Annotated in this window: 8 protein-coding genes; 4 read left to right on the top strand and 4 right to left on the bottom strand. The window is 62.0% G+C overall.

The annotated features are described in order from the left end of the window. The first annotated feature begins 36 nt into the window (after nt 1-36). Together ACEXP3_RS20500 and ACEXP3_RS20495 are read left to right on the top strand one after the other, a co-directional pair. Complete coding sequence (locus tag ACEXP3_RS20500; RefSeq protein ID WP_377298962.1) at nt 37-1,071, top strand: aspartate-semialdehyde dehydrogenase; 1,035 nt, start codon at nt 37-39, stop codon at nt 1,069-1,071. Nucleotides 1,072-1,263: 192 nt separating this feature from the next. Continuing rightward, nucleotides 1,264-2,073 carry a lytic murein transglycosylase gene (locus tag ACEXP3_RS20495; RefSeq protein ID WP_210106783.1) on the top strand — a complete coding sequence of 270 codons (810 nt, stop codon included), beginning with the start codon at nt 1,264-1,266 and terminating at the stop codon, nt 2,071-2,073. A 44-nt stretch (nt 2,074-2,117) separates the two neighbouring features. On the opposite strand, the gene ACEXP3_RS20490 is transcribed toward ACEXP3_RS20495, so the two are convergent. After that, complete coding sequence (locus tag ACEXP3_RS20490; RefSeq protein WP_210106782.1) at nt 2,118-2,759, bottom strand: carbonic anhydrase; 642 nt, start codon at nt 2,757-2,759, stop codon at nt 2,118-2,120. 170 nt (nt 2,760-2,929) lie between these two features. After that, complete coding sequence (gene pdxY / locus ACEXP3_RS20485; protein WP_377298959.1) at nt 2,930-3,799, bottom strand: pyridoxal kinase PdxY; 870 nt, start codon at nt 3,797-3,799, stop codon at nt 2,930-2,932. Nucleotides 3,800-3,949: 150 nt separating this feature from the next. Here pdxY and ACEXP3_RS20480 point away from each other — a divergent pair, with 150 nt between their 5' ends. Next, on the top strand, nt 3,950-8,701 hold the full coding sequence (locus tag ACEXP3_RS20480) for an NAD-glutamate dehydrogenase (protein ID WP_377298957.1): 4,752 nt from the start codon (nt 3,950-3,952) through the stop codon (nt 8,699-8,701). A gap of 91 nt (nt 8,702-8,792) precedes the next feature. Continuing rightward, nucleotides 8,793-10,127 carry an MFS transporter gene (locus tag ACEXP3_RS20475; protein ID WP_377299128.1) on the top strand — a complete coding sequence of 445 codons (1,335 nt, stop codon included), beginning with the start codon at nt 8,793-8,795 and terminating at the stop codon, nt 10,125-10,127. A 66-nt stretch (nt 10,128-10,193) separates the two neighbouring features. On the opposite strand, the gene purH is transcribed toward ACEXP3_RS20475, so the two are convergent. After that, nucleotides 10,194-11,810, bottom strand: a complete 1,617-nt coding sequence (purH, locus tag ACEXP3_RS20470) for a bifunctional phosphoribosylaminoimidazolecarboxamide formyltransferase/IMP cyclohydrolase (protein WP_377298955.1) — start codon at nt 11,808-11,810, stop codon at nt 10,194-10,196. Between the two features lie 132 nt (nt 11,811-11,942). Then, nucleotides 11,943-13,628 (bottom strand): heparinase II/III family protein, encoded by a 1,686-nt coding sequence (locus tag ACEXP3_RS20465; RefSeq protein WP_245366939.1) that lies wholly within the window; start codon nt 13,626-13,628, stop codon nt 11,943-11,945. Nucleotides 13,629-13,725 lie beyond the last annotated feature (97 nt).

The raw sequence follows: 13,725 nt of genomic DNA, 5'->3' as shown, positions 1-13,725 counted from the left end.
CAAAGCCCGAGGAGAGAAGAGAAAGAGAGCAGGAAAATGGGTTTCAAGATTGCAGTGGTCGGCGCAACCGGCAATGTCGGCCGGGAGATGCTGAACATTCTCTCCGAGCGCGGCTTTCCCGTCGATGAAGTGGTGGCGCTTGCCTCCGCACGGTCGCAGGGCACGGAAGTTTCCTTTGGCGACAAGGTGCTGAAGGTTGCCAACCTCGAGAACTATGATTTCTCCGATACCGATATCTGCCTGATGTCGGCCGGTGGCACGATTTCCCAGAAGTGGTCGCCGAAGATCGGCGCGCAGGGCTGCGTCGTCATTGATAACTCCTCGGCCTGGCGTTACGATCAGGATGTTCCGCTCATCGTTCCGGAAGTCAATCCGGATGCCATCGACGGCTTTTCCAAGCGCAACATCATCGCCAACCCCAATTGCTCGACGGCCCAGCTGGTCGTGGCACTGAAGCCGCTGCATGATTTTGCCAAGATCAAGCGCGTCGTTGTGTCCACCTACCAGTCTGTCTCCGGTGCCGGCAAGGAAGGCATGGACGAGTTGTTCACCCAGACACGCGCCGTCTTCGTCGCCGATCCTGTCGAGTCGAAGAAGTTCACCAAGCGCATCGCCTTCAACGTCATTCCCCATATCGATAGCTTCATGGAAGACGGCTATACGAAGGAAGAGTGGAAGGTGCTCGCCGAAACCAAGAAGATGCTTGATCCGAAGATCAAGGTGACCTGCACGGCCGTGCGTGTTCCCGTCTTCATCGGCCATTCGGAATCGGTCAACATCGAGTTCGAAAACGAGATCACGGCCGACCAGGCGCGCGATATCCTGCGCGAGGCGCCCGGCTGCCTCGTCATCGACAAGCACGAGAACGGTGGCTACATCACGCCGCTCGAATCCGCCGGCGAGGATGCGACCTTCATTTCCCGTATCCGCGAGGATGCCACGGTTGAAAACGGCCTTAACATCTGGGTCGTCTCCGACAACCTGCGCAAGGGGGCTGCCCTCAATGCCATCCAGATTGCGGAACTTCTCGTCAATCGCGGCCTGATCAAGCCGCGCAAGCAGGCCGCCTGAGCTTAAATTACCTTTTGGTAAGCATGACGTGATAAAGCCTCGCCTTCAGGGCGGGGCTTTTGCGTTCGGGCGGATCACGATCTTTTCATGCCTGGAAAGGTTGTCGATGGCGCTCAGCGCACCATAACCACACGAGCAACAAAGGGCGCGTCAGAACGGCTGCGCCTTCGAGACAACCATGGGATCCGACGAATGTTGAAAACTGTTCTGGGTGGCGCTGTCGGCGCGGTGATGATGACTGTCACTGCCGCGCAGGCTGCCAGCTGCGGCAATGATGCATCAGGCTTCGAGGCCTGGGTGCAGGACTTCAAGCAACAGGCGCCCGCCCAGGGCATTCCGGCCTCCGTCGTCCAGCAGGCCTTTTCCGGCGTCAGCTACAATCGCCCGACGATCCGTGCCGACCGCGGTCAGAAAAGCTTCAAGCTGTCCTTCGATGAATTCCTGCAGAAGCGCGGCGCCTCTGCCATCATCTCCCGCGGCAAGACCATGAAGGCCTCGAATGCGGCGCTGTTTGCCAATATCGAGCGTCGCTACGGCGTGCCGGCGGGTCCGATCCTGGCGATCTGGGGAATGGAAACCGGCTTTGGCAGTTTCATGGGCGACCAGCACACGCTGTCGGCAGTGGCGACGCTCGCCTATGACTGCCGCCGCTCCGCTTATTTTACCGAGCAGCTTTACGCCGCCCTGCAGCTGGTGGCGCGCGGTGACCTCAGCCCCTCTGCCAAGGGTGCAGCCCATGGCGAAATCGGCCAGACGCAGTTCCTGCCGCTCAACGTCATCCGCTACGGTGCCGATGGCGATGGCGATGGCCATATCGACATGGTGCGTTCGCGCGCCGATGCGCTGGCCTCGACCGCAAACTTCCTCGTCGGCCATGGCTGGCAGCGTGGTGCGGGATATCAGCAGGGCCAGCCGAATTTTGCAGCCATCCAGGGCTGGAATGCCGCCACCGTCTATCAGCAGGCGATCGCCTATATGGGCGCAAAGATCGACGGGCAATAATCCCGTCCGGTGCAGGCCTCTTCAACCTGCACCATGCATCCGGCTCAGAGACTGGGCCGGATGAAATCGCCGGTCTTGGCGTCCATCACCCACAACTCGCCTGTCGAGATATCGAACCAGGCGCCGTGGACGCGCAGACGGCCCTTTTCCTCAAGGATTTTCACGCAAGGAAAGGTCCGAAGGTTGGCGATGGAGTTGCGGATCGACACCCGCTCCAGCGCCGTCTGGCGCTCGGCCTGGGTCAGAACGTCGATGCCGGGGATCTGTTCGGCGGTCGGGCGCAGCAGGCCCATCCACTTTCCGATGAAGTCGCCGGGCGACAGAGGCTCGTCCAGGGGATCGAGCGCTGCCTGGATACCGCCGCAGCGGCCATGGCCCATGACGACGATATCGCGGATCTTCAACACCTGCACGGCATATTCGAGTGCCGCCGACGTGGCGTGGAACTGGCCGTCCGGCTCATAGGGCGGCACGAGGTTTGCGACATTGCGCACGACGAAGAGCTCGCCGGGGCCGGAATCGAAAATGGTCTCGGGCGCCGACCGGCTGTCGCAACAGGCAACGACCAGTGTGTGCGGCTTCTGGCCTGTCTCGGCCAGCGTGCGGTAGCGCTCGCGCTCCCCGCTGTAGCGGCCGCTCATGAAGTTGTCGTAACCGGAAAGGAGCGAGGGCGGAAAATCTGTCATGCGCCTTGATTAGCCTTGCTGGCGCAGAAGATCAACACATGCGGCATCCGCCCGATCCGAATCGGGGCCAGCCGAGCCGGTCGTCAAACGGCAGCCGGCAGGAACCCTCTTTCGTGTGCATCCAGGCGGCGCAGCTTAACGCCCTGAGGAGAGCCAAAGCGCCCACCCGTTCAGCGCCGTCCGGTGCGCGAGGGATGCATCAGGTGGCGCAATTGCACCATGGCCATCGGTGTCGAGAGGCTGGCCGCATCGGTTTCGAGTGTCAGTTCGTCACCGCCGCGTTTGGCTGTGCGCGCCAGAACCTCGAACACGCTGGCGGTTGCCAGCTGCAGCGCCCTTTCCTCGTCCATACCCGACAGAAGCCGGGCGAGAAACACCGCAGACAGGAGGTCGCCCAGCCCGTTGGGGGCATTGTCGATCAGCCGGTGCTCGGCAAGCAGGGCATGTTTTCCACTCAAGTACAGATTGCCGGTGCCACCCGCCATCATCGGCACGGCGGAGGTGACCAGCATTTTTGCCGGCCCCAGCGACAGGGCGGCATCCATGATCGCCGTATTGCTGTCGAGATCTGCGCCGGCCATCCAGGCAAGCTCGTAGCGGTTCGGCGTCGCAAGCGAGGCAAGCGGAATGAGGTTTTCGCGGATGGCTTCGGCCGTTGCTTCCGGCACGTAGAGGCCGCCTTTGTCGCCCATCACCGGATCGCAGACATAAAGGAGATCGGGATTTTTGGCTTTCAGCGCCGAAATCAGACGCGCCACCAGCCGCGGCTGCGCCGCGTGGCCGAAATAGCCGGTGAGCACCGCCTTCACTTCCGGCAGCCAGGGCGCGCGGATCAGATCCTCGATGATCTTTTCGAACTGATCTTCCGGGATCACCACCCGCGTCGAGGGACCGTGGCCCGGGTGCCACGGCATGATGACCGTCGGCAGCGCCCAGACGGGCAGGCCCATCGTCTCGAGCGCAAACACGGCTGCGCGGTTCCCGACGGAGCCGCGAATCACATGGCTCGAGATGACGATGACGGCATGGGTGTCGGACATGAGAAAAAGCCTGTTTTTGAGCGATTACGTCGATTTTTCACGGTCTGGTGTCAATTAAACTCATAAAACTATGCAAGAACCTGTTCCAGAGCTGCCTTAATGCCTCAAACATCGGTTGAATAGCTCCTAACCAAGCAAAGGGAGGAAAGCATGGCTGCCAAGCGTAATCCGAAGCAGGAAAAACAGATCCAACTGGCCCACGCGGCCTGGGCTGAGAGCGGTGGTGTCGTGCTGGATCCGGATATTCTGTTTGGCCGGGCCAGCAATGACGACATCGCCGCCTATACGCCCGACATGCTGGCCGCTTCCGCCCTTTATGCGGCCCGCGAACTGGAGGCTTTTACGGGCGAAACCGCGCGGATCTCCATTTCCACCGTCGAGGGCGTCGCACCCCATGGCGTGCCGGTCTCGGTGCTGACGGTGATCGACCGTGACATGCCCTTCCTCTTCGATTCGGTCATGGGCGAGGTGACCAGCAGCTTCCGTGACATCACGCTTGCCGTCCATCCTATCCTCGACGTGCAGCCGGGCAAGGCGCCGGGGCTCTATTCCTATGAGCGAAGCCAGGCGGCGAGCGAGCATGTCAGCCTCATCCAGATTCATCTGGCACCACTCACCGAGGAGCAGGCGGCAGATCTTTCGGCGCGACTGCGCCTTCTGCTCGATAAGGTCCACTCCGTCATTACCGACTGGAAGCCGATGCTGTCCCTGCTGAAGGGCGCCAGCCGCGACATGAAGGAGGCGCCGATCACCGGCCGTCGGGCAGAACGGGACGAGGCGCTCGACTTCTTCAAATGGCTGCGCGACGGCAATTTCATCTTCCTTGGCATGCGTGAATACGTCTATTCCGGCGAGGGCGCCGATGCGACACTGTCGCGCGGCGAGGGGCGGGGCCTCGGCATCCTGTCGGATCCGGATGTGCTTGTACTGCGCCAGGGTAAGGATCAGGTGACAACGACGCCGGAAATCCTGCAATTCCTGCAGGGGGAGGATTTCCTGATCGTCACGAAGGCCAATGTGAAATCCACCGTCCACCGGCGCGCCTATATGGACTATGTCGGGGTCAAGCGTTTCGACCCCGCAGGCAAGGTGATCGGCGAGTTGCGCATCGTCGGCCTGTTTACCGGCACGGCCTACACCCATTCCGTCAGCGAAATTCCGCTCTTGCGGGCCAAGGCCGCGCGGGTGGAAGAGCATTTCGGCTTTGATCCGCTCAGCCATTCCGGTCGCATGCTGCGCAACACGCTCGAATCCTATCCGCGCGACGACCTGTTCCAGATCGATCCGGATCTTCTGGCGCGCTATTGCGAGCAGATCATGGAACTGGCCGAGCGGCCGCGTGTGCGAGCGTTGGCGCGCATCGACCATTTCGACCGCTTCGTGTCCATTCTCGTTTACGTGCCGCGTGAAAATTACAATTCGGCGGTGCGCGAGAAGATCGGCACCTATCTCGCCGCAACCTTCGAAGGCCATGTCTCCGCCTATTATCCGGCCTTTCCGGAGGGCGGCAATGCGCGCGTGCATTTCATCATCGGCCGCAGGCTCGGCAAGACCCCGCATGTGCCTCAAAAGCAGCTGGAAGACGCGATCCGCGAGATTTCAACGCCCTGGGCCGAGCGCTTTGCTGGTCTCGCAGGGCCGGACAGTCCGCACATCGACACCAGTTTCGCCTTCCAGGAAGCGTTTTCGCCGGAGGAAACTTTTGCCGATCTGCCCGATATCCTGGCCTGCGTGCGCGGAGAGCCGATCCGTATTTCGCTTTACGAGCGCCAGGAGGGAGAGCGGCGCATTCTGTCTCTCAAAATCTTCCACGCCGGCGGCCATCTGGCCTTGTCGCGCCGCGTGCCGCTTCTGGAGAATCTCGGCTTTCAGGTGGTGAGCGAGCGCACCTTCGACCTTGTGCTCACGCAAAGCGGCACGCGCGTCGTGCTGCATGACATGGAACTGCAACTGACCGACGAGCGCGCGATCGACATGGAGCGGGAGGCGCCGCTGGTGGAGGAAGCCTTCCTCGCCGCCTTCGACGGGTCGGCCGATAATGACAGCTTCAACCGGCTGGTTCTGATGACGGGTCTTTCCGTGCGCGAAGTCACCGTGCTTCGGGCCTATGCCCGCTACCTGCGCCAGACCGGCATCGTTTATTCGCAGGCCCATATTGCCGATACCATGGCCCGCTACCCGTCCATCAGCCGGGATCTCTTCTCGCTCTTCAGGGATGGATTTGATCCTAAACTGGGTGATGTCGAGCGCGAGGAGCGTCTCATCCGCCATCATGCCGCCATCGAGGAGGCGCTGACGGCCGTTCCCAATCTCGACGACGACCGTACGCTGCGCCGCTACGTCAACGTCATCGATTCAACCCTGCGCACCAACTATTTCCAGACGGACGAGAACGGCCAGCCCAAGCCGATGATCGCCTTCAAGCTCGATCCCAAACTGCTGGACGGCCTGCCGCAACCGCGCCCGTTCCGCGAAATCTTCGTTTACGGCACGGAAGTGGAGGGTGTCCACCTGCGCTTCGGCAAGGTGGCGCGCGGCGGGTTGCGCTGGTCGGATCGCGGCGAGGATTACCGAACGGAAGTGCTGGGGCTCGTGAAGGCCCAGCAGGTGAAGAATGCCGTGATCGTGCCGGTTGGCGCAAAGGGCGGTTTCTTCCCGAAAAAGCTACCATCGCCGGCGCAGCGCGATGCCTTCTTTAATGCCGGCCGCGACGCCTACAAGACCTTCATCCGCACGCTCCTGTCGATCACCGACAACATCGTCGGCGGCGAGATCGTCGGTCCTGAGGATACGCTGCGGCTCGATGGTGACGATCCCTATTTCGTCGTCGCCGCCGACAAGGGCACGGCAACCTTTTCTGATACGGCAAATGGCCTGGCGCAGGAGGCGGGCTTCTGGCTGGACGACGCCTTTGCCTCCGGCGGTTCGGCCGGCTACGACCACAAGAAAATGGGCATTACCGCACGCGGCGCCTGGGAGGCGGTCAAGCGTCATTTCCGCGAAATGAACGTCGATATCCAGACAACGCCCTTTACCGTGGCCGGTGTCGGCGACATGTCGGGCGATGTGTTCGGCAATGGCATGCTGCTGTCCAAGCACATCCGGCTGGTTGCCGCCTTCGATCACCGTGACATCGTCATCGATCCGGACCCCGATACGCAAAAGACCTTTGCCGAGCGCGAGCGGATGTTTGCCTTGCCGCGCTCCAGCTGGCAGGATTTCGACCGTTCGGTTCTCTCCAAGGGCGGCATGGTCATTCCGCGCACGGAAAAATCGGTGAAACTGACGCCGGAGGCAAAGGCCGCCATCGGCCTCGACAAGGATATCGCCACTCCCTTCGAGATCATCACGGCGATCCTCAAAAGCCCGGTCGATCTTTTGTGGTTCGGCGGCATCGGCACCTATATCAAGGCGCAGTCGGAAACGGATGCGGAGGTTGGTGACCGCGCCAACGATCCGATCCGCGTCACGGCCGGCGAGGTGCGCGCCAAGGTGATCGGCGAGGGCGCCAATCTCGGTGTCACGCAGAAGGGCCGCATCGCCTATGCGCTTGCCGGCGGGCGCTGCAATTCGGATGCCATCGACAACTCGGCCGGCGTCAATTCCTCCGACGTCGAGGTCAACATCAAGATTGCGCTCAGCCCCGCCATGCAGGATGGCCGCCTGCCGCGCGACAAGCGCGATATTCTGCTTGCCTCGATGACGGCGGATGTCGGCGCGCTCGTTTTGCGCAACAACTACCTGCAGTCGCTTGCCATTTCGCTGACGACGCGACGTGGCGTGCGCAACCGCGAGGAACTGTCGCGGCTGATGTCGGCGCTGGAAGGGCAAGGGGAGCTGAACCGCAAGGTTGAAACGCTGCCGGATGATGCCGAACTTGCCGAACGGTATGCCGCCGGCAAGCCGCTGACGCGCCCGGAAGTGGGCGTGCTTCTCTCCTATGCCAAGATCGTGCTGTTTGATGCGATCGTGGCAAGCGACCTGCCGGATGATCCCTATTTTGGCGCTGTGCTGACGGCTTACTTCCCAGGCCCCATGCAGGCGGCTTATGCAAATGAAATTGCCCACCACCGTCTGCACCGCGAAATTATCGCAACGGTGCTGGCAAACGAGGTGATCAACCGCGGCGGTCCGGGCTTTGCCCAGATGATGAGCGATATCAGCGGTCGCGCGCAGGTGGATGTGGTGAAAGCCGCCTTCATCGCCCGCGATGCCTATGATCTGCCAAAACTCTGGGCGGCGGTCGATGCGCTGGATGGCACGCTGGATGGCGAGGTGCAGAACGATCTTTACGAGCGTATCGGCGAAATCTTCTTCGGCGCCACCATCTTCATCCTGCAGACCGGTATTGTCGCTGCTCCGGTGGAAGATGCCATCAAGCGCATCCGGGCCGGCATCGATGGCTTGCGCAGTACCATCCGCAGCACGGCGGCAGGCGAGGGTGCCGCCCCCATCGAGGGCGTGCCGGCCGCGCTTGCAGGCGAACTTGACCTTCTGCCGAACCTGGTTCTCGTGCCGGAAATCATGCTGATTTCCGAGCGCAGCGGTGCACCTCTTTCGCGGGCAACGGAGGTTTATTTCCACGCCACCGACACGTTCCGGGTCAATCGCTTCCTTGAGGCGGGCGAACGGTTCGGCACGGCCGATCATTACGAAAACCTCGCCATCATCCGCGCCCTGCAGCAGATCGCAGCGGCACGGCGGGATATCGTGACGATTGCGCTCCAGACCCATGGCGCAGACGACAAGCCGCTGGAAGCTTGGCTTGCCAGCGACCGGCTGCGTCTCAACCGCATCAGCAGCGAGTTGATGGCCTTGAGCGAAGGCGGCGACACGACGTTGGCCCGGATGATGGTGGCGGCCAGCCTGTTCACGGACCTTGCCCAGACCGGGGTTCGGTGATCCAATGGCGCTCTGAAACGGGAGGAGCGCCGTGACGTTTGAAAACTCCGGGACGGTGCCCAAGGTGTCGTCTCGCGGAATCTGGGGCTGGATGCTGTTCGACTGGGCAGCCCAGCCCTTCTTCACGGTGGTGACCACCTTCGTCTTCGGGCCGTATTTCGTGGCCCGCCTGACAGAGGATCCCGTGGCAGCCCAGGCCATGTGGAGCAACATGGCAACCGTTTCCTCCATTGTGATCGCGCTTCTGTCGCCGGTCCTCGGTGCGATTGCCGATCAATCCGGCCCGCGAAAGCCGTGGATCGCCTGTTTTGCCGTGGTGAAGATTGCATCGCTTGCAATGCTCTGGTTTGCAGCCCCGGGCTCAGCGCTCGTCTGGCCGGTTACCTTCATGATCCTTGCTTCGATCGCCGCGGAATTTTCCATCGTCTTCAATGATTCGATGATGCCGCGGCTGGTGCCGGCAAGCGAGGTGGGCCGTGTCTCCAACACCGCCTGGGGGCTGGGTTATCTGGGCGGTATGGTGGTGCTGATCTTCGTCGTCGGTTTTCTGGCCGCCGATCCGAAGACGGGGGTGACGATCCTTGGCATGGCCCCGCTCTTCGGGCTCGATCCGGCGCTCGGCGAAGATGCGCGCATCACCGGGCCTTTGGCTGCCGGCTGGTATCTTCTCTTCATCCTGCCGATGTTCTTTTTCACGCCGGATGCCAAGCGTGGCGAGCCGATGAAAAAGGCGGTTCTCTCCGGCGTGCGCGAACTGTCTGCCACGCTTTCCGAACTCGTCACGCGGCGCAAAACCATCCTTCGATTTCTCATCGCCCGCATGCTGTACCAGGACGGCGTAAACGGTCTTCTGATCCTCGGTGGCGCCTTTGCGGCGGGCATGTTCGGTTGGGCCACGCTTGAAATCGGCCTGTTCGGCATTCTCATCAATGTCGTCGCGATCTTCAGCTGCCTTGCTGCCGGCCACCTCGACAGGCTGTCCGGCTCAAAAACCGTCGTCATCCTCAGCCTTGTCCTGTTGCTCATCGCAACGCTCGGCATCATCTCGACGGCGCCGGGTTACATCCTGTTCGGACTGGTCCCGCTGTCGCCAGTCGATACCGGCGGCGTGTTCGCCACGTCTGCCGAAAAGGTTTATTTGCTCTTCGGCGCGCTCATCGGCATGGCATTCGGCCCGGTTCAGGCCTCGTCCCGCTCCTACCTGTCGAGAAGCGTGCATCCGGATGAAGCCGGGCGCTACTTCGGCATCTATGCGCTGTCCGGCCGCGCCACGAGCTTTATGGCAACGCTCTCCTTCTCGCTCGTCACCTATGCCTCTGGCTCGGCGCGGCTCGGGATGGCCATGCTCATCCTGTTTCTTCTGGCTGGCCTCGTTCTTCTGATCGGGACCCGTTATCCGGCCGTGGAGCGCCCGGAAGAGCGCTGATCCTCAACGAAAAATGCCCGGGCGTAACCCGGGCATCGTGCAGGATGGTTTGAGGCGCGACTGTGATCAGTGGCGGAAGTGGCGCATGCCGGTAAACACCATGGCAACGCCGTGTTCGTCGGCGGCTGCAATCACTTCCTCGTCGCGCATGGAGCCGCCCGGCTGGATAAGTGCGGTGGCGCCAGCGGCAATCATCGACAGGAGACCATCGGCAAACGGCAGGAAGGCTTCGGAGGCAACTGCGGAGCCTTGCGTCATAGGTGCCGCCCAGCCCATCACCTTGGCAGCTTCCTCGGCCTTCAGCGCCGCGATACGGGCGGAATCGACGCGGCTCATCTGGCCGGCGCCAATGCCGGCCGTCTGGCCATCCTTGGCATAGACAACGGCATTCGACTTCACATGCTTTGCCACCTTGAAGGCAAACTTCATGTCGATCAGTTCCTGCTCGCTCGGCGCGCGCTTGGTCACGACGCGCAGATCAAGGTCTTCCACCATGCCATTGTCGCGGGTCTGGACAAGAAGCCCGCCGGAGACGGTCTTGGCGGTGAGTCCCCGCGAGCGCGGATCGGGCAGGCCACCGGCCACGAGCAGGCGCAGGTTCGGCTTTTTCGCAATGATAGCCTTGGCCTCTTCCGAGGCATCCGGGGCGATGATGACTTCGGTAAACAGCTTGATGATCTGTTCTGCCGTTGCGGCATCCAGCATCTGGTTGAGCGCAATCACGCCGCCGAAGGCAGAGGTGCTGTCGCAGGCAAGCGCCCGGCCATAGGCATCAACGAGCGACGAACCGATGGCGACGCCGCAGGGGTTGGCGTGCTTGATGATGGCGCAGGCAGCACCCATCTCGGCCGGGAACTCGCTCACCAGTTCGTAGGCGGCGTCCGTGTCGTTGATGTTGTTATAGGACAACTGCTTGCCCTGGATCAGGGTCGCCGTCGAAACGCCGGGGCGCTTGTCGCCGGTGAGGTAAAAGCCTGCCGACTGGTGCGGATTTTCGCCGTAGCGCATTTCCTGGGCGAGAATGCCGCCGACGGTGCGGTAGCGCGGCATCTCGATATCGAGTGCTTCGGCAAACCAGTTGGAAATCATTGTGTCATAGGCGGCCGTGCGGGCATAGGCGCGGGCAGCAAGCTTCTGGCGGAAGGCATAAGCCGTCTGGCCGTCCTCGGCACGCAGGGCTTCGATCAGCTGCGGATAATCCTGCGGATCGGTGACGATCGTCACATAGGCATGGTTCTTGGCCGCAGCACGGATCATGGCCGGGCCGCCGATATCGATGTTTTCGACCGTCGTCGGATAATCGCCGCCGGCTGCCCGCACTTCTTCGAACGGATAAAGATTGATGACGGCAAGATCGATCGCACCGATCTTGTGCTCTTCCATCGCCTTCACATGCTCGGCATCGTCGCGGATGGCCAGAAGCCCGCCATGAACGCCCGGATGGAGCGTCTTGACGCGGCCGTCCATGATTTCGGGAAAGCCGGTAATGTCAGAGACATCGGTCACGTCAAGGCCCGCCTCGCGGATGGCCTTGAACGTGCCGCCGGTCGACAGAAGCCGCACGCCATGGTCGGCAAGGGCGCGTGCCAGTTCCACAATGCCTGTCTTGTCGGAGACCGACAGAAGGGCCGTGCGGATTTTCACTTTGTCGGGGGCGGGGATCATCTTGGAAACGACGGCCATCGGGGGAACTCCGTGCTGGGTAACTTGGCCCCGTGCTGCCGGGCGCCTCGATCCGGGCCGCGTTATCACAGCTTGGCACGGGAGGAAACGACGATCAGGCGCGGGCAGGGCGGTGGGCGGAGGTTTTTGTGGCTAAACCTGTTGTTTGAGCATCCAGCGCAGGTCGGGTGTGTCGGGCAGTACAAATTCGATGACCATCTGCTGGCTGGCCCGCATGCCCGATACATCGGCGAAGAAGACATCCTCATCGATCTGAACGGTCTGGCCGGGCACGGAAAACAACCAGGTTTCGCCATCGGGCGCGGCCAGGCGGATCGTGTCCTCCTGCAGGCGCTGCAGAAGGATGGCGGGGTGGACATGAAAGCGCAGCACCGCAGAAACCGTCCCTCCGGCCTTTCGTCCCGCACCCTCGGGCATGAAGAAGTGGTCGTGGCCCTTGATCTTGTTGCCCTTGGCAGCCAGGCCGATTTCCCGCTGATGGATATAGCCGAAACTTTTCAGGTAGCCGTCATGGGAGGCTTTCACCCAGTCATTGCCATAGGCATCGTCCCAGCGGCGCGCTTCGACCTCTTCGAGCCCATCCATCATGATCGGCCCGAGAAAGCGGGAGGGCAGGATTCGCGCCGAGGACGTTTCACCAAGGGTTGCCGTGGAATGGGCGGCCGTCGAGCGCGACAGCAGGCGGAAATCGCGGCCGGAAAATTTCGGCGCTCCGGCATTGACGATGAAGCGGTTGCGCCCGGCCGACATTTCAAACGACAGGCAGCCGGCATGGGCCGACCGCGACAGTTCCGGCGATGCGGGCTTTCCCGTATCGATGAGGATCGTCGTCTCGCCGGCGGTGAGCCGGTGGTACTGGCTGTGCGGCAGAGCCTTGAACGGCTTGCCGCCTGTCTCGTCGTAGCGCAGGGCGGACATCAACTCGGTGGCGGGCGTGGCGCTTGCACCATTGAAAAGGGCAAGATCGCCATCCTGGTGGCGAAAGAAGCGCAGCGCCGGAAAGATCCGGTCGATGGTCGGGATCAGCTTTCCCGGCACGTCATGGCCGAGATTGATATAGGTCTGGCGCAGCGGCAGGAGATCCAGAAGCAGGTCGAGCGCCGTGCGGGGGTTGCGCGAGGCATGGCCGCCATCGGCCAAGATCTGCCGCTCAAGTTCCCGGTCGAGTTTCTGGCCCTCGCGGCGAATAAGCTTTTCCGTCGAGGGGATCGAAAGCGAGGCCATGGCTAGCGCGATCTGGATGCGCAGCCGCGTTTCGCCCTCCGGCAGGCACGTGGCCACCTTGCGCAGATAGCGCCGGTGGATGGCAAGGCTTTTCATGAAGCGCCGGTAAAACCCACTTTCGGCTCCCTGCAGCACGACAGGCGAATGGCAGAGGAAGGCAATCATCCTCTCTGCCGCCACATGCGGCTCCCAGGCGAGGCCGGAGATGCGGGCGTTGTGCAAATGCATCCATGACGACACGAGGCTGCGTGCCCGCGCGCGCGCCTGCGGGGAGCGGATCGCCCGCATGTGGCGCAGGAAGGCAAATGAGTGCAGACGCTCAGCAAAGGCAAGCGAGGGGAGCTGCATCAGGAACGGCGAGGTCTCACCGGCTTCGAGCAGCTTTCCGGCCAGCGGAAAGCGACCCTCCATGATTTCCTCGGCAATATAAGGATCGATGGAGCGCAGGTCGGTGGGCGCCACCACCAGCCGGTCCGGCACGTCGAGAAGAACCCGGCAGCGCGTCATGCCAAGCGCCGTCATGCGCTGACAGAGGCGCCTGCGAGCCTCGGTCGTCCAGAGAGCAGCATAGTGTCGGCGCTCTGCCATGAGCATTGTCAAATCCGGAAATCCTTGATGGACCCCTCCCGCCTGCCGCTTCCTGTGAAACGGCTGCAGTCCATTACAAGTCCCGAATGTGCGCGCTTATGGT

It is taken from the genome of Neorhizobium fuzhouense (genome assembly GCF_042611105.1).
Classification (GTDB): Bacteria; Pseudomonadota; Alphaproteobacteria; order Rhizobiales; family Rhizobiaceae; genus Neorhizobium; species Neorhizobium galegae_A.
This window is presented reverse-complemented; position numbering and strand designations above follow the sequence as displayed.

What these genes read in the sequence shown, in the direction of transcription:
- ACEXP3_RS20500 (WP_377298962.1), top strand. Translation starts at nt 37, where the DNA reads ATGGGTTTCAAGATTGCAGTGGTCGGCGCAACCGGCAATGTCGGCCGG.
- ACEXP3_RS20495 (WP_210106783.1), top strand. Translation starts at nt 1,264, where the DNA reads ATGTTGAAAACTGTTCTGGGTGGCGCTGTCGGCGCGGTGATGATGACT.
- ACEXP3_RS20490 (WP_210106782.1), bottom strand. Translation starts at nt 2,759, where the DNA reads ATGACAGATTTTCCGCCCTCGCTCCTTTCCGGTTACGACAACTTCATG.
- pdxY (WP_377298959.1), bottom strand. Translation starts at nt 3,799, where the DNA reads ATGTCCGACACCCATGCCGTCATCGTCATCTCGAGCCATGTGATTCGC.
- ACEXP3_RS20480 (WP_377298957.1), top strand. Translation starts at nt 3,950, where the DNA reads ATGGCTGCCAAGCGTAATCCGAAGCAGGAAAAACAGATCCAACTGGCC.
- ACEXP3_RS20475 (WP_377299128.1), top strand. Translation starts at nt 8,793, where the DNA reads ATGCTGTTCGACTGGGCAGCCCAGCCCTTCTTCACGGTGGTGACCACC.
- purH (WP_377298955.1), bottom strand. Translation starts at nt 11,810, where the DNA reads ATGGCCGTCGTTTCCAAGATGATCCCCGCCCCCGACAAAGTGAAAATC.
- ACEXP3_RS20465 (WP_245366939.1), bottom strand. Translation starts at nt 13,628, where the DNA reads ATGCTCATGGCAGAGCGCCGACACTATGCTGCTCTCTGGACGACCGAG.